The organism is Streptomyces sp. NBC_00663 (assembly GCF_036226885.1).
Taxonomy (GTDB): domain Bacteria; phylum Actinomycetota; class Actinomycetes; order Streptomycetales; family Streptomycetaceae; genus Streptomyces.
This window is the reverse complement of record NZ_CP109027.1, coordinates 9,274,655-9,288,316: the sequence shown is the minus strand read 5'-3', so window position 1 is coordinate 9,288,316 and position 13,662 is coordinate 9,274,655. Positions and strand designations below refer to the sequence as shown.

The following is a 13,662-nucleotide window of genomic DNA, read 5'->3' as shown; positions in this document are numbered from 1 at the left end:
GACACCCCGGCCCGACCGGGGCCCACACGCAGGGGTGAAGGCGACGACGTTCCCACGCCATCGCCTTCACCCCTTGATGTCCTCGGTCCGGGTCAGCCGTACGGCAGGATCACCGCGCGCCCGTTGATCTTCCCGGCGTGCAGCCGCTCGTAGGCCAGCGGCGCCTCGTCCAGCGAGTACGTCTCGGTGTGCACCGACACCGCACCGGCCCGGGCCAGTCCGAGCACCTCGATGAGTTCGCCGCGGCTGCCCCAGTAGGGCGCGGTGACCGCGACCTCGAACGGCAGATGCCCGAACCCGACGGGCAGCGTCCCGCCGCCGATGCCCACGATGGTCACATCGGCCTCGACGGCGGCCATGGCGCCCGCGGTGCGCACGGTCGGCTCGGCGCCGACGAAGTCGAACACCGCCTCCGCGCCCAGACCGCCGGTCAGCCCGCGCACCGCGTCCGCGGCCCCGGCATCCGACAGCACCGCCTCGTGCGCACCGACCTCACGGGCGAGGCGCAGCTTGTCCTCACTGACGTCGAGCGCGATCACCCGGGCCGGCGTCAGCGCGCGCAGCAGCTGGATGGCGACGTGCCCGAGCCCGCCCGCGCCGATGACCACGGCGGTCGAGCCGGGGACCAGCTTGGGCAGCGAACGCTTGATCGCGTGGTACGGGGTGAGCCCCGCGTCCGTGAGCGGTACCGCGGCGACGGGGTCGAGCCCGTCGAGCGGCACGAGGTGGCGCGGGTCGTCCACGAGCAGGTACTCCGCCATGGAGCCGGGCGCCCCGAGGCCCGGCGGTCGGATGCCCAGTTCCTCCGCGCGCAGACAGTAGTTCTCCTTGCCCTCGGCGCACTTGGCGCAGGTCCCGCAGCCCCAGGGCCCGTAGACGGCGACCGATTCGCCCTCCCGTACCCCGCTGACGCCGGCGCCGAGCGCGGCGACGGTGCCGACGCCCTCATGGCCGAGGGTGAGCGGAAGGTCGTAGGGGAATCCTTCGGCGGGCCAGCTCATCACGGCGATGTCGGAGTGGCACACGCCGGCGGCGGTGACCTTCAACAGGACCTGGCCGGGGCCCGGTTCGGGATCGGGGACGGTGACCACCTCGGGCGGCGCGCCGATGGTGCGGTACTGAAGTGCCTTCATGGCGGGGTTCCTCTCCGTGCTCAGACGGCCGTGTAGGCGCCGTCGACCAGGTGGTAGCTGCCGGCCACGAAGGAGGCTCGGTCGGACAGCAGGAAGGCGATCAGTTCGGCGACCTCCTCGGGTCGGCCCAGCCGGCCGGCCGGGTGCAGGCCCACGAGCCCGTCGTAGGCGGCCTGGTCCATGCCCTTCAGCAGGGGGGTCTCGATGAAGCCGGGGCCGACCGCGTTGACGCGGACGCCCTTCGCGGCGTACTCGGCGGCGGTGGCCTTGGTCAGGCCGACCACGCCGTGCTTGGCGGCCACGTAGGCGGAGGAGCCGGCGAAGCCGACCGAGCCGAGGATGGAGGCCACGTTGACGACGGCGCCGCCGCGGCCCGTGGACTCGATGGCGGGGAGCTCGAAGCGCAGGGAGTAGAAGACGCCGTCGAGGTTGGTGCGTATGACGCGGTCGTAGGCGGCGATGTCGTACTCGCCCGTCGGGGCGCTCGGACCGCCGATGCCGGCGTTGTTCACGGCCAGGGCGAGGCCGCCGTAGGTCTCGACGGCGAAGGCGACGGCCGCCTCGACGGAGTCCGGGCGGGTGACGTCGAGTTCGACCGCGGCGGCCTTGACGCCCTCGGCGCGCAGTGCGGCGGCGGCCTGCTCGGCGCCTTCGGCGTTGTAGTCGGCGATGACGACGTTGGCGCCGCCGACGCCGAGGCGGCGGGCGGTCGCGAGGCCGATGCCGGAGGCGGCGCCGGTGACGAGGGCGGTCCGCCCGGCGAACTCGATGGCGTGGTCGGACGTGGTCTCGGTCGCGTGTTCGGTGGTGCTCATGGTGCTCTCACTCTTCGGCAGTGCTGTCGGGGGCCGCGGACGCGGCCTCCGAGATCAGGGCGTCGTAGGCCTGTTCCACCAGGTCGGCGAGGTCTGCGGCTCCCGAGTCGGGGTCGGCGGCGCGGCGTGCCCAGAAACGCAGCGCGGCCGTGAGGACTCCGGCGGCGGCGTCGACGACGACGGCGGGGCGCAGGTCCCGCAGGTCGTCGGTGCCGAGCCGCTCGGCGAGGATGCGGATCGAGTCCTCCTGGGCGTCGACGCGGATGCGTTCGTACGCGGCGAACAGGGCGGGTTCGCGGTCGACCAGGGCCAGCAGTGCGCGCATCTCGGGGCGCAGATGGTGGGCCGGGTTCTCCTCGTCGGCGAGCCAGGCGCGCACGGCGCGTCGGTAGGCCAGCAGGGGCGGCTCGGTCGCGGGGCGGTCCCGCAGCAGCGCGTTGATGCGGTCGCCGTCGCCGCGCACGAAGTCCAGGGCCGCGTCCTCTTTACCGGTGAAGTGCCGGCTGAAGGTGCGACGGGTGACGTCCGCGCGGTCGGCTATCGCTTCGACGGTGGTGTGTGCGAGGCCGCGTTCCAGGATCAGGTCGACCGCGGCGACGGCCATGGCGTTCCTGGTCTGTCGTGCCTTGCGCTGTCGCCGGTCCTCAGTCATGTCTTCCACGGTACACCTTGATATCCCAATGGGACATCTGACCCATTGGGACATCAGGTTCATCGGGCGTCTGGCTCATTGGGGCAGCTGCCCCGTCAAGACACGGCCCGGACGTCTCAGGCCGGCTCCTCCACCGTGTGCGAGTCGGTCAGGGTGAGGGCACCGCCTGCCGCGATCAGGCCGACGATCACCGCGAGCACGCCGTAGATGATCCGCTCGCCGTGGAAGAAGGACTGCACGAGGTCGCCGCTCCAGACGCCCGCGGGCAGCTGAGTGGTGACCAGCGCGGCGATCAGGGTGCCGACCGCGGCGGTGCCGACACTGGTGCCGACCTCCTGGGCGGTGTCGTTGAGGGCCGCGCCGATCGAGGTGCGGTTGGCCGGCATCGCGTCGACCAGGGCGATGGCGCAGATCGTCATGACGGTGCGCAGCCCGACGGTCATCACGACCATGGAGGCGGCGATGGCGGCGTACCCGTGGTCGACGCCCCAGGCGAGCCCGGCGAGCGCGCCGGCCAGACAGGCCGCGCCGACCAGACAGGCGATGCGGTGGCCGAACCTCTTGGCGAGCCCCTCCGACAGCGGGGTCGCGACGATCATGGTCACGATGATCGGCAGGTTCGCCAGGCCGGCCCGCACGGGGCTCCATCCGTAGGCGTACTGGAAGTGGAGGATCAGCCCGAACATCACGCCGGCCATCGCGATGGACGTGCCGATCTGGGCGATGGCCGCGCCGCGGACGGTCCTGTTGGAGAAGATGGTGAGGTCCAGCATGGGCGCCGCGCTGCGGCGCTCGTGGCGCACGAACGCGATACCCGCGGCCAGGGCTCCGAAGATCGACGCAAGCGTGACCGCGGAGAGCCAGCCGTGCTCGACGCCGCTGGTCAGCGCGTAGCAGGCCAGGCCGATGGCGAGGACGCTGAGGACGGCGCCCGGCAGGTCGAGCCTGTCGTCCGTCAGGTCCTCGGCACGGTCGGCGGCGACCCCGAGCCGCACTCCGATGCCGGCGATGAGCGCGATCGGCGCGTTGATCAGCAGGAGCCACTGCCAGCTCACATGGGCCAGTGCCGTGCCGCCCAGCAGTGGGCCGAGCACGAACCCGGACATGCCGACGACGATCATCAGGGTCATCGCGCGCATCCGCAGCGCCTGGTCGTCGAACAGCCTGAAGACGAGCGAGTTGGTGATCGGCGCCATGGCCGCGGCGGCGATGCCGAGTCCGGCCCTCAGCGCTATGAGCTGCCCGGTGGAGTCGACAGCGATGACGCACAGGCTCAGCGCACCGAACACGGCGAGGCCGATCAGCAGCACGCGTCGGCGCCCGAGGCGGTCGGCCAGGGATCCCGCCGTCAGCAGGAGCCCGCCGAACGTGAGCGAGTAGGCGCCGGTGACCCATTGCAGGGCGGTGGTGCCGCCGCCGAGGTCGCGGCCGATGGTCGGCAAAGCGATCGAGAGCAGGGTGTTGTCGACCATCTCGACGAAGAAGGCCAGACAGAGCGCGGCCAGCGGGATCCAGGCCGCGCGCAGAGATGAGTAGGTACGGGTTGAGGCGGACTCGGTGGTGGTGGTCGCGGTCATGGCGGCCTCCCCTCGGAACGTCGCCCGTCGTCGAACCGACGCCGGACGGAAGAACAGGATTCGATTAACGAACATCGTTCGATACTGGAACGCCGTTCGACAGTAGAACGTCGTTCGATAAAAGCGCAAGTCTGTGATTGGATGGACGCCATGCCACGCCCGCGAACACGTCCCGCCGCCGAGAGCTCCCCCCGAGGACGCCAACGCGCTTCGCACTCGATGGAGGCCGTCCTCACCGCGGCCGTGGCCCTGCTCGACGAGGCGGGCCAGTCGGCGCTCACCTTCCGCGCCCTCGCCTCCCGGCTCGGCACGGGCGTCGGGACGATCTACTGGTACGTCTCCAACAAGGACGAACTGTTCGACCGCGCCACCGACCACGCGGTCGGCGGCATCCTGACGGCCGTCGAAGAACAGCCGCAGAGCGACGACCCGATCGCCGACCTGCGCGAGATGGCCATCGTTCTCTTCGACGCGATGATGGACCGGCCCTGGCTGGCGGCCTACTTCATGCGCAACACCGACGTCCAGGACCACTCACTGCGGCTGTACGACAAACTCGGCCGGCAGACGCTGCGCCTCGACCTCACGTCGCGGCAGCGCTTCCACGCCGTCTCGGCGATCGTGGGCGTCGTGGTCGGCACAGCCGCCGACCTGGGCGCGGAACTCCCGCAGGAACTGCTCGACGGAGACGTGGACCGCGTGGAGTACCTCAGCCGCTACGCCGAGAGGTGGCGGTCGCTCGACGCCGCGGAGTTCCCGTTCGTGCACGAGATCGCCGACGAGTTCGCCGAGCACGACGACCGGGAGCAGTTCCTCGCGGCGCTGGACCTCACTCTGGCGGGCCTGCGCCTCCAGGCGGGAACCCGCGTCCCGGAGGGCACCACGGGCAAGCCTGACGCCACCGCGAACGGCTCACCTCCGGCCTCGTGATCCGGCAGGCCAACGGCTCAGCGTGCACCCCGGCCGACGCCCGGGCGGCGCCGCTATCATCTGATATGAGTTCTTTGGGGTAAGAATCATGAACATGGTCAAAACCCTTCGGAGCGACCCATGTCCCGCAAGGACCCCGCGTACAACGGCGACGAGCTGCTGGCCAGACTCGGCTCGCTGACGTCCCGGGCGCGTGAGCACGCGGCGTTGCAGCGCTCCCAGGTCGAACTGGCCCTCGCTCTCCAGCGCGGCATGCTGCCCACGGAGATGCCCACAGCTCCCGGCTACCACCTGGCCGTACGCTACGTACCGGCCTACCACGGCCTCAATGTGGGCGGGGACTGGTACGACGCGTTTCACCTTCCCGATGGCCGGATCGGGCTGTCCATCGGCGACGTGCAGGGCCACAACATCGAGGCCGCCGCCTTCATGGGGCAGGTGCGGGTCGGTCTGCGTGCACTCGCCTTCGTGACGAGTGAGCCCGGTGAACTCCTCGCCCGGACCAACGACCTCCTCCTGTCCCTGGGCGCCGATCTCTTCGCCACCTGCACCTTCCTACGTCTCGACCCGTCCACCGGCGTGCTGGAGAGCGCCCGGGCCGGGCACATCCCCTGCGTCTGGGCGACGGCGGACGGAAAGTCCGGGATCGGCAGCGACGAGGGCGGCCCGCCGCTGGGGGTCCAGGCCGGCACGACGTACCCCGTGACCCGTTACCGGCTCACCACGGGCGGCGTGCTCGTCCTGCTCACGGACGGCGTGGTGGAGGGGCCGTCGATGACGGTCGACCAGGGCCTGGACCAGGTCGTACGACTCGCCGGCATCGCCGCCGTGGCGGGCCTGAACGCCGGCTCGCTGGCCGCCGCCGTGATCCGGGGCTCGGACCAGGTGGGACACGAGGACGACGCCGCCGTACTGGTCATCGGCCATGAAGGGGCCGAAGCTCGACAGTAGGGCGGCACGCCACTGCTCCCGCCTCGCCGGAACGACGGCCTCGGTGTCTGATGGCTTGTGTGGTGAGTACCGACAAGCTGCACTGGACCGGCGTCCTCGCCCTCCAGACGCTGGCCGTCGCCGGCTGTTACTACGCGGCGGGACGACTCGGACTCCTGCGGAACCTGGCCGTCGAGGGGGCGGTGTTCACCCCCATCTGGCCGCCGACCGGTATCGCGGTGGCCGCACTGCTGCTCCTCGGGCTGCGCGTCTGGCCCGGCATCGCACTCGGCTCCCTGTTCGTCATCATGCACCTCACCTCGCTGCGGCCCGAGGTTCTCGGCAACCTGGTGGGCAACACGGCCGCGCCCGTCTGCGCGTGCCTCATGCTGCGCGCGGTGGGCTTCCGCACCGATCTGAGCCGGCTGCGTGACGGCCTCGCCCTGGTGTTCCTCGGGGCCCTGACCGGCATGCTGATCAGCGCCACGGTGGGCGTCGGCATGCTCGTGCTCACGGACCGGCTCCACGGCCACGGTTTCTGGGCGGTGTGGCTGGCGTGGTGGGTGGGTGACGCGATGGGGGTCCTGATCGTCACCCCGCTCCTCCTCGTGCTCCACACGGCGACCTGGCCCCCACCCCTGGCCCGTTGGCGGGAGGCCACCGCACTCACCGTCGTCACCTGCGGCGCCGTGCTGCTGGTCACCCACAGCAGCCTCAGTGTGCTGTTCCTCGTCTACCCCCTGCTGATCTGGACGGCACTGCGCTTCCAACTGGCCGGCAGCATGCTCTGCGCGCTCCTCACCTCCGTCGTGGCCACCGTCGCCGCCACGGAGAGAGCCGGCCCCTTCGCCGGCCTGAACGAGATCGAAGTGATGATCAAATTGCAGGCCTTCAACGGGACCATGGCCCTGACGGCCCTGCTGCTCTCCGCAGTGATCACCGAGCAGCGCAACACCCGGCGCTCGGTGGAACGGGCCTGCCAGGAACTGGTCGAGGTGCTCGAACATCTCACCGCGGGGAGCGCACCACGAGGCGGGCCGATTCCACCGCCCGGGGAAGCGGAGGATTGGCCCCGGTAGGGCGAATTCCAGGGGCCGGCTGCTGCCGTACGGCCGTACCCCCTCAGTGTCCCGCCTGGATGTCCCCCCGCGTCGAGGAGGCGATGGCGTCCCGGTGGGCGAAGTCGCCCGGGGGGATGCCCGGGTGGTGCCCGAGTCGGTCGGGGGGTGCGGTGGTCGCGGGGCCGAGGGTGAGCCGGGAGACGATCCGGTAGCGGTCACCTCGGTAGAGGGAGTGGACGTACTCGACGGGCTGCCCTCCGGTATCGGAGGTGAGCCGCTCGAAGAGCAGTGCCGGGGACAGCTCGGGCACGTCGAGCAGTTCCGCTTCGGCGCGCGTGACGACGGTCGGCTCGATCGCCTGCACGGCCTCCCGGACGTGCACGCCGTGCTGCCGGCGCAGGTGCTCGTAGAGGTCGCCGGCCTCCAGTTCCTCCGCGGACAGGGCGGGGACCAGATCAGCCCTGATGTGCAGGTGCTCGATGGCCATCGGGGCGCCGTCGACCAGCCGCAGCCGCGCGACGTACACGATCTCGGCGGCCGGTGAGATCCGCAGCTTGCGGCCCACGCGCGCGCCGGCCGGGATGGTGGTGAACTCCAGCAGGCGGCTCGACCAGGCGCCCGCGGCCTGCGGCACGGTCATGGACTGCTCGGCGGAGACGAGTTCCTGCGTGATCTTCTCCGGCGCCACGAACATGCCCCGGCCGTGTTCGCGTACCAGCAGGCCCGCCGCGACGAGCTCGTCCACCGCCGCGCGCAGGGTCGGGCGGGACACGCCCAGCTGGGCACAGAGGGCACGCTCGGAGGGGATGGCGTCCCCGGGGCGGCGGGACTCCACGAGGTCCAGGAGAAAGTCGCGGACTCGCTCGCGCTTGAGCACCGCACCGGGTGCGTCGGCCTTCATGCGTCCCCCTTGCCCTGACCCCTCAGCTGACCAGTTGACCAGTGGCCCACCGATTGCAGCCCTCCCTCAAGGGCGGAGTGTAGTCGCAGACCGTTGGAAACCGTCGACATATTCACTGCTAGCGCTCCAAAGCCCTTGCCCGCAGCGGGGGTTGACGCCGCAATTGGTCTATGCCACCTTCGTCCTCACCTCAACAGGTGAACTGACCAGTCACCTTCACTGGTCAGTTGGTCAGTTGGTCAGCCGGTGCCGAATCACCCCCACCTTTCTGGAGGGAACCACGATGAGATCCACCACGACCCGGTCGCGCGCCACCGCGGCCGCCGCCCTCGCGATCGGCATGGGCGCCGCCGCGCTCACCGCACTCCCCGCCACCGCGAACGCGGCCACCGACGGACTGAGCGTGCAGTACCGGACCAGCGCCTCCGGTGCCGGCGCCGATCAGGCGGAACCCTGGTTCAACGTGACGAACACCGGCACCGGCAACATCGCCCTGCAAAGCGTCAAGATCCGCTACTACTTCAAGGCGGACTCGGCGAACGCGACCTACCGCTTCGCCTGTTCCTGGGCCGTCAAGGGCTGCGCCAACATCACCGGCACCTTCGGCACGCTCGCCAACCCCACCGCCACAGCGGACCGTTATCTGGAGATCGGCTTCACCTCCGGGGCCGGTTCCCTCGCGCCCGGCGCCGACACCGGCGACATGCAGCTGCGCTTCTACCAGTCGACCTGGGCACCGCTGAATCAGAGCGACGACTACTCCTTCGGCGCCTCCCAGACGTCGTACGCCAACTGGTCCAAGGTCACGGCCCAGCTCGCCGGCACCACCCTGTGGGGCCAAGCCCCCGCGGGCAACGACCCGACGAACCCGCCCACCGACCCGCCCACCGACCCTCCGACCGGCGGCGCCACGCTGTTCGACGACTTCAACTACACCAGCCACACCGACCCGAAGATCTCGGCGAACGGCTGGAGCGTACGCTCCAACTCCGGTGGCCCCGGCGTCTCCGGCGCCACCTGGGCCCCCGAGAACGTCACCTTCTCCACCACCGGCGGCAACTCCGTCATGAACCTGGAGACCTCGACCGCCGGCACCGGAGCGAGCACCGAACAGACCGAGATCCTCACCAAGGCGACGAAGTTCAAGAACGGAACCTACGCGGCCCGCGTCAAGTTCAGCGACGCCCCCAGGTCCGGGCCGGACGGCGATCACATCGTCCAGACCTTCTTCACCATCAACGACCTCAAGGCGCCCCTGGCGGACGACTACGCCGAGTACGACTTCGAGTATCTGCCCAACGGCGGCTGGGGCGAGCCGTCCGGCATCCTCTACACCACGTCCTGGGAGACCTACCAGGCCGACCCCTGGGTGGCGGTCAACCAGCACAGCGAGAGCCGCCAGAGTTACACCGGCTGGCACGACCTGGTCCTCACCATCGACAACAGCAGCATCAAGTACTACGTCGACGGCCGGCTCTTCGGAACCCACGACGCCGCTTACCTGCCGGAGCGCCCCATGTCCATCAACTTCAACCAGTGGCTGATCGACTTCGGCGGCCTGACCAGCAGCACCCCACGGGCCTACGACCAGCAGGTCGACTACGTACTGCACATCAAGGACCAGGTCCTCACACCGGCGCAGGTCGCCTCCAAGGTGGCGGCGTACCGCAGCACGGGCACCACGTTCCAGGACGACGTCCCCGCAAGCTGACCTCTCCGACGTGCCGGGGCCCGATGATCACCGGGCCCCGGCACCGACGTATCGCCCGCTCCCTGGTCAGCCCGCTGTCACAGGGACCTCATCGGACGGCCGCGCGGCGGTCTCTTTCCCGGACACGGCGATTCCACGTCCCGGGCTCCCTACTCGATGTGTCCGGTGTGCGGGTCCACGAGCGCCAGGAACTCCCGTGCCTCCTGCTCCAGTTCGGGAACGCTCAGGGTCGCGCCCCCGTGCACCTGGGTGGCGAACCCATAGCCGGGGTTCGGGCCGGAGAGCCAGGTGAACTCGTACGAGCCCGAACCTTCCGGCGCTTCGCTCACCTCGAACCGCTCACCATCAACAGTCAGGGACCATCGGCGCATTCGCTGTTCCTCTCCCCCGCTCGCTCGCCCATGAGCGTCAGCCGGCCGTGAAGGTCGTGTCTTTCGGCCGTACTCAACCGACTCGACTGACTCAACCGACCATAGGGACTTACCGCTCCGCCAAGCTAGGCACGCCACAGCCAGTTGGGCCGTTCGTACATCGGCCTGAAGCCGGCGCGCAGCATGTTGTGCAGCGACGGGTTGTGCTCACCGGGTCCCTCCGCTCCGGTCTCGGCGACGATCCATCGGCAGCCCTGAGCCCTGGCCGCCTCGATACGGGCGGCGAGCAGGGCCGATTGAGCGCCACGGCCGCGTGCTGCGGGGAGCGTGGCCCCGGCGAACATGTGGGCGCACTCACCGTTGAAGAAGACACTCCCGACCGCGACGATCCGCTCGCCCGCCCGGACCGCGTACTGCCGCCAGCTCGCCCTGCCCACGAATGACGCGGCCAGTTCGACCATGGCGGGGGCGGTGAAACCGAAGGTGTTCATCATGACCGTGGCCCATTCCCGGGCCTGATGGGCCCCTACGGTGCCGATGTGCCAGCCCGGATCGAGCACGGGCGGCGGGTCGGCGGTCGGCATCGTGTCGAGGTCGCAGGCCAGCTTGGCGTACCGGCCGCCTTCGGTGAGGCCCAGTGTCGCCGCCTGCGCGGCCCAGTTGGCCGGCATCAGCGGTGGCGCGATCATGAGCGAGCCCTGGGCCACCCCCTGTTCCCGGTAGAAGTCGCACACCCGTGCCAGATCGTCGAGGGTGAGGGGATGCTCCGCGCCGAAGCCGCCCGCCCGGTTGAAGAAGTGGCTCGGATCCTCACGGACGGCCAGCGCCCGCGCGGGTCCCACCTGGAGCGAGGCGAGCCCCAGGTCCTGTTGCAGGGCCGCGGGAGCGCTGGTGGCGAAGTCGCCGTAGGCCAGGATCTCTGTCAGCTCGGCGAGGCCGGCCGGCACCGTGGTGGTCATGCGTGGTTCCTCAGGTTCGTTGTGGTGCGGACGGACGGCTGCGGGCCACCGGCACGGTCAGCGGGCCAGGGAGACGGCGAAGGGGGTCAGGCCGTTGCGGCGCAGGACATGGGGGACGACGAGGATCATCGCTTCGGTGGCGCGGGCGGTGGTGATGTCGCCGAGGTCCTCGATCCATTCGGGGTGCCAGCCCAGGTCGCCCAAGAGGCCGGTGACGGTGCTTTTCGCCTGTTCGTCGTTGCCGGAGAGATAGGCGGTGGGAGGGGTGGTCAGGGACCCCGGGGCGGTCATGACCATGAACAGCATGGTGTTCAGGGCCTTGACGACATGGGTGTCGGGCAGGGCGGTCTGGAGCAGTTCGGCGAGGCTGCCACCCGGGTAGCGCAATGTGCCGGGCAGGCCGTCGGCGTCGTCATGAGTGGCGTTGCTGACGTCGATGAGGATCTTCCCCGCGAGTTCGTCCCGCAGAGCCGACAGGCGCTCCAGAGAGCTGTCGCCGGGAGTCGCGTTGATCACGATGTCCGCGGTGCGTACGGCGGTGGGGTGATCCGCGTGGCGGATGCGGGGTCCGTCCGTCGGCCCGGCCGTCGCGTTGCTCTCTGCGCGGTGGCCGAGGGTGACGTGATGGCCTGCCGCGGACAGGGCGTGGGCCAGGTTGGTGCCGACACGGCCGGCGCCGAGGATGCCGATGTGGGTCATGGGTGGAGACGCTCCTGGATGTGCTGTCGGAAATGAGGGTGGGCGGGGCGGCTGGGCGGCCGGGCGCCGGTCAGATCTCGGACAGGACGTCGAGGGCGGCGGTGTGGAGACCGGGGGCGGCGGCCAGGAAGTCGCGGCTGGCCGCGTTCCAGGGCTTGCCGTCCAGGTCGGTGACGGTGCCCCCGGCCTCGGCGACGAGCAGTGCGCCGGCGACGAGGCCGGAGCGGACGTCGGAGAACTGCCAGAAGGCGTCCATGCGTCCGGCGGCCACGTGGATGAGTTGCAGGGTGGCCGGGACCGAGACGCGGACGACGAGACCGGCGGTGAGCATGGCGGTGACCGAGGCGCCGATCCGGCGGAAGGTGTCGGTGCTCTCGCCCGGGCGGGCCTGGCCGGTGCCGATGAGCGCGGCGCCCAGGTCGTTCTTGGCCGACACGGTCAGGGGACGGCCGTTGAGGTGGGCGCCGCCACCGGCGGTGGCGGTGTAGGTGTCACCGGTCAGCGGGAGGTGCACGACCGTCAGGACCGGCTGGTTGTCGCGCACCAGGGTGGCGGTGACCGCCCAGTCGGACATGCCGTGGACGTGGTTGATGTTGCCCTCGGCCGGGTCGACGACCCACCACTCGCCGGACGGCAGCGCTCCGCCGGCCAGTTCGTCCTCCGCCCACCGCGACCCAGGCCGCACCCGCAGCAGCGGCTCGCGCAGCACGGCAAGGACCGCGGCGTCGTTTGCGTGGATCTCCTCGACGATCTCGCTCAGACTGACGCCCCGGGCCTGGGTGGTGTAGCGCTCTCGCAGCGTGGCCGCGGCGGCCTGCACGGCGCCGGTCACCTCGGAGAGCAGTGTGGCGGCGGGGTCGAAAGACATGGCTGTGCTCATGGCGGGCTCCTTGAATTCCGTTGGAAGCGGGGCGACTTGGGCGCTTGGCCTGCCCCGCACCACACACGCTAGAACCCTTGCCGATTACCAACAAGTGCATGGTTTTCACTCGTACAGTTACTGGCATGCAACTGGATCTGAATCTGCTCACCGCCCTGGACGCCCTGCTGGAAGAAGGCAGCGTGGCCGGTGCCGCAGCCCGCCTCCATGTCACGGCACCCGCCATGAGCCGCTCCCTGGGCCGCATCCGCAAGGCCACCGGCGACCAGATCCTGGTCCGCACCGGACGACACATGACACCCACCACGCGTGCCCTGGCCATGCGCACCGAGGTCCACACCCTCGTGCAACAGGCCCACCGGCTGCTGTCCCCTCAGACAGACCTGGATCTGACCACACTGGAGCGGGTGTTCACCGTCCGCTGGCACGACGCCCTCACCACCGCCTGCGGGACCGCCCTGGTCGCCGCCGTGCACCGCCAGGCCCCCGGAGTGCAGCTGCGACTGACCGCCGAGCCCGGCAACGACACCCCCGAACTACGCCGCGGTGAAGTCGACCTCGCCTCCAGCGCCGGCCCACCGTCCCAGCCCGACATCCGCCACCGCCTCATCGGCCGCGACCGACTCGTCGTCGCCGTCCGCCCCGGCCACCCACTCACCGAACAGCCCCTGACCACCGCGCGGTACGCGGCGGCGGCTCACCTCACCGTCTCCCGGCGCGGCAGCCTGCACGACCGGATCGATGACACCCTGGCCGCACTCGGCCACCAGCGACACGTCATCGCCTCCGCCCCCACCACGGGCACCGCGCTGCAACTCGCCCGCGACACCGACCTGGTGGTCACCCTCCCCGACGCAGCCACCCGCTCCGCCCGCGACCAACTCGGGCTGACCACCCTGGCGTTGCCACTCGACCTCCCCGACGTACCCCTGTGCCTGCTCTGGCACCAGCGGTACGACAACGACCCCGCACACACGTGGCTGCGCGAAACGGCCACCCGAACCCTCCAGTCCCTCTTCACCCCGCCGTCGTGAGTGGGTGGG

At 70.5% G+C, this 13,662-nt stretch carries 14 protein-coding genes; 5 read left to right on the top strand and 9 right to left on the bottom strand.

Annotated features, from left to right (window positions below):
- Positions 1–92 precede the first annotated feature (92 nt).
- The 4 genes from OG866_RS42265 to OG866_RS42250 form a co-directional block, all read right to left on the bottom strand.
- Positions 93–1,133 (bottom strand): NAD(P)-dependent alcohol dehydrogenase, encoded by a 1,041-nt coding sequence (locus tag OG866_RS42265; protein ID WP_329343110.1) that lies wholly within the window; start codon positions 1,131–1,133, stop codon positions 93–95.
- A 20-nt stretch (positions 1,134–1,153) separates the two neighbouring features.
- On the bottom strand, positions 1,154–1,948 hold the full coding sequence (locus OG866_RS42260; protein WP_329343108.1) for an SDR family NAD(P)-dependent oxidoreductase: 795 nt from the start codon (positions 1,946–1,948) through the stop codon (positions 1,154–1,156).
- A gap of 7 nt (positions 1,949–1,955) precedes the next feature.
- Positions 1,956–2,600, bottom strand: coding sequence for a TetR/AcrR family transcriptional regulator (locus OG866_RS42255; RefSeq protein ID WP_329343106.1), 645 nt, complete (start codon positions 2,598–2,600; stop codon positions 1,956–1,958).
- A 116-nt stretch (positions 2,601–2,716) separates the two neighbouring features.
- Positions 2,717–4,177: an MFS transporter gene (locus OG866_RS42250; RefSeq protein ID WP_329343104.1), complete on the bottom strand. Its 1,461-nt coding sequence runs from the start codon at positions 4,175–4,177 to the stop codon at positions 2,717–2,719.
- A gap of 219 nt (positions 4,178–4,396) precedes the next feature.
- On the opposite strand from OG866_RS42250, the gene OG866_RS42245 reads away from it, so the two are divergent.
- The 3 genes from OG866_RS42245 to OG866_RS42235 all read left to right on the top strand — a co-directional run bounded on the left by OG866_RS42245 (position 4,397) and on the right by OG866_RS42235 (position 7,116).
- The gene (locus tag OG866_RS42245; RefSeq protein WP_329344545.1) at positions 4,397–5,107 is read left to right on the top strand and encodes a TetR/AcrR family transcriptional regulator; all 711 of its coding nucleotides are present in this window, start codon (positions 4,397–4,399) and stop codon (positions 5,105–5,107) included.
- 120 nt (positions 5,108–5,227) lie between these two features.
- Positions 5,228–6,058 (top strand): PP2C family protein-serine/threonine phosphatase, encoded by an 831-nt coding sequence (locus OG866_RS42240; protein ID WP_329343102.1) that lies wholly within the window; start codon positions 5,228–5,230, stop codon positions 6,056–6,058.
- A 59-nt stretch (positions 6,059–6,117) separates the two neighbouring features.
- Positions 6,118–7,116 carry an MASE1 domain-containing protein gene (locus OG866_RS42235; RefSeq protein WP_443063622.1) on the top strand — a complete coding sequence of 333 codons (999 nt, stop codon included), beginning with the start codon at positions 6,118–6,120 and terminating at the stop codon, positions 7,114–7,116.
- 43 nt (positions 7,117–7,159) lie between these two features.
- Here the strand turns inward: OG866_RS42235 and OG866_RS42230 are convergent, their stop codons facing one another.
- Positions 7,160–7,999 carry a GntR family transcriptional regulator gene (locus OG866_RS42230; RefSeq protein ID WP_329343098.1) on the bottom strand — a complete coding sequence of 280 codons (840 nt, stop codon included), beginning with the start codon at positions 7,997–7,999 and terminating at the stop codon, positions 7,160–7,162.
- Positions 8,000–8,282: 283 nt separating this feature from the next.
- On the opposite strand from OG866_RS42230, the gene OG866_RS42225 reads away from it, so the two are divergent.
- Positions 8,283–9,710: a cellulose binding domain-containing protein gene (locus OG866_RS42225; protein WP_329343096.1), complete on the top strand. Its 1,428-nt coding sequence runs from the start codon at positions 8,283–8,285 to the stop codon at positions 9,708–9,710.
- Positions 9,711–9,859: 149 nt separating this feature from the next.
- Here OG866_RS42225 and OG866_RS42220 read toward each other — a convergent pair whose 3' ends face one another.
- The 4 genes from OG866_RS42220 to OG866_RS42205 form a co-directional block, all read right to left on the bottom strand.
- Positions 9,860–10,039: a hypothetical protein gene (locus OG866_RS42220; RefSeq protein ID WP_329343094.1), complete on the bottom strand. Its 180-nt coding sequence runs from the start codon at positions 10,037–10,039 to the stop codon at positions 9,860–9,862.
- A gap of 167 nt (positions 10,040–10,206) precedes the next feature.
- Complete coding sequence (locus tag OG866_RS42215) at positions 10,207–11,040, bottom strand: GNAT family N-acetyltransferase (protein ID WP_329343092.1); 834 nt, start codon at positions 11,038–11,040, stop codon at positions 10,207–10,209.
- 57 nt (positions 11,041–11,097) lie between these two features.
- A complete protein-coding gene (locus OG866_RS42210; protein WP_443063621.1) occupies positions 11,098–11,739 on the bottom strand; it encodes an NADPH-dependent F420 reductase in 642 nt (213 codons plus the stop codon).
- A gap of 70 nt (positions 11,740–11,809) precedes the next feature.
- Complete coding sequence (locus tag OG866_RS42205; protein WP_329343090.1) at positions 11,810–12,619, bottom strand: inositol monophosphatase family protein; 810 nt, start codon at positions 12,617–12,619, stop codon at positions 11,810–11,812.
- 125 nt (positions 12,620–12,744) lie between these two features.
- Between OG866_RS42205 and OG866_RS42200 the strand changes: the two genes are divergently transcribed.
- Complete coding sequence (locus tag OG866_RS42200) at positions 12,745–13,653, top strand: LysR family transcriptional regulator (protein WP_329343088.1); 909 nt, start codon at positions 12,745–12,747, stop codon at positions 13,651–13,653.
- Positions 13,654–13,662: the final 9 nt, after the last annotated feature.

What these genes read in the sequence shown, in the direction of transcription:
- OG866_RS42265 (WP_329343110.1), bottom strand. Translation starts at nt 1,133, where the DNA reads ATGAAGGCACTTCAGTACCGCACCATCGGCGCGCCGCCCGAGGTGGTC.
- OG866_RS42260 (WP_329343108.1), bottom strand. Translation starts at nt 1,948, where the DNA reads ATGAGCACCACCGAACACGCGACCGAGACCACGTCCGACCACGCCATC.
- OG866_RS42255 (WP_329343106.1), bottom strand. Translation starts at nt 2,600, where the DNA reads ATGACTGAGGACCGGCGACAGCGCAAGGCACGACAGACCAGGAACGCC.
- OG866_RS42250 (WP_329343104.1), bottom strand. Translation starts at nt 4,177, where the DNA reads ATGACCGCGACCACCACCACCGAGTCCGCCTCAACCCGTACCTACTCA.
- OG866_RS42245 (WP_329344545.1), top strand. Translation starts at nt 4,397, where the DNA reads ATGGAGGCCGTCCTCACCGCGGCCGTGGCCCTGCTCGACGAGGCGGGC.
- OG866_RS42240 (WP_329343102.1), top strand. Translation starts at nt 5,228, where the DNA reads ATGTCCCGCAAGGACCCCGCGTACAACGGCGACGAGCTGCTGGCCAGA.
- OG866_RS42230 (WP_329343098.1), bottom strand. Translation starts at nt 7,999, where the DNA reads ATGAAGGCCGACGCACCCGGTGCGGTGCTCAAGCGCGAGCGAGTCCGC.
- OG866_RS42225 (WP_329343096.1), top strand. Translation starts at nt 8,283, where the DNA reads ATGAGATCCACCACGACCCGGTCGCGCGCCACCGCGGCCGCCGCCCTC.
- OG866_RS42215 (WP_329343092.1), bottom strand. Translation starts at nt 11,040, where the DNA reads ATGACCACCACGGTGCCGGCCGGCCTCGCCGAGCTGACAGAGATCCTG.
- OG866_RS42210 (WP_443063621.1), bottom strand. Translation starts at nt 11,739, where the DNA reads ATGACCCACATCGGCATCCTCGGCGCCGGCCGTGTCGGCACCAACCTG.
- OG866_RS42205 (WP_329343090.1), bottom strand. Translation starts at nt 12,619, where the DNA reads ATGAGCACAGCCATGTCTTTCGACCCCGCCGCCACACTGCTCTCCGAG.
- OG866_RS42200 (WP_329343088.1), top strand. Translation starts at nt 12,745, where the DNA reads ATGCAACTGGATCTGAATCTGCTCACCGCCCTGGACGCCCTGCTGGAA.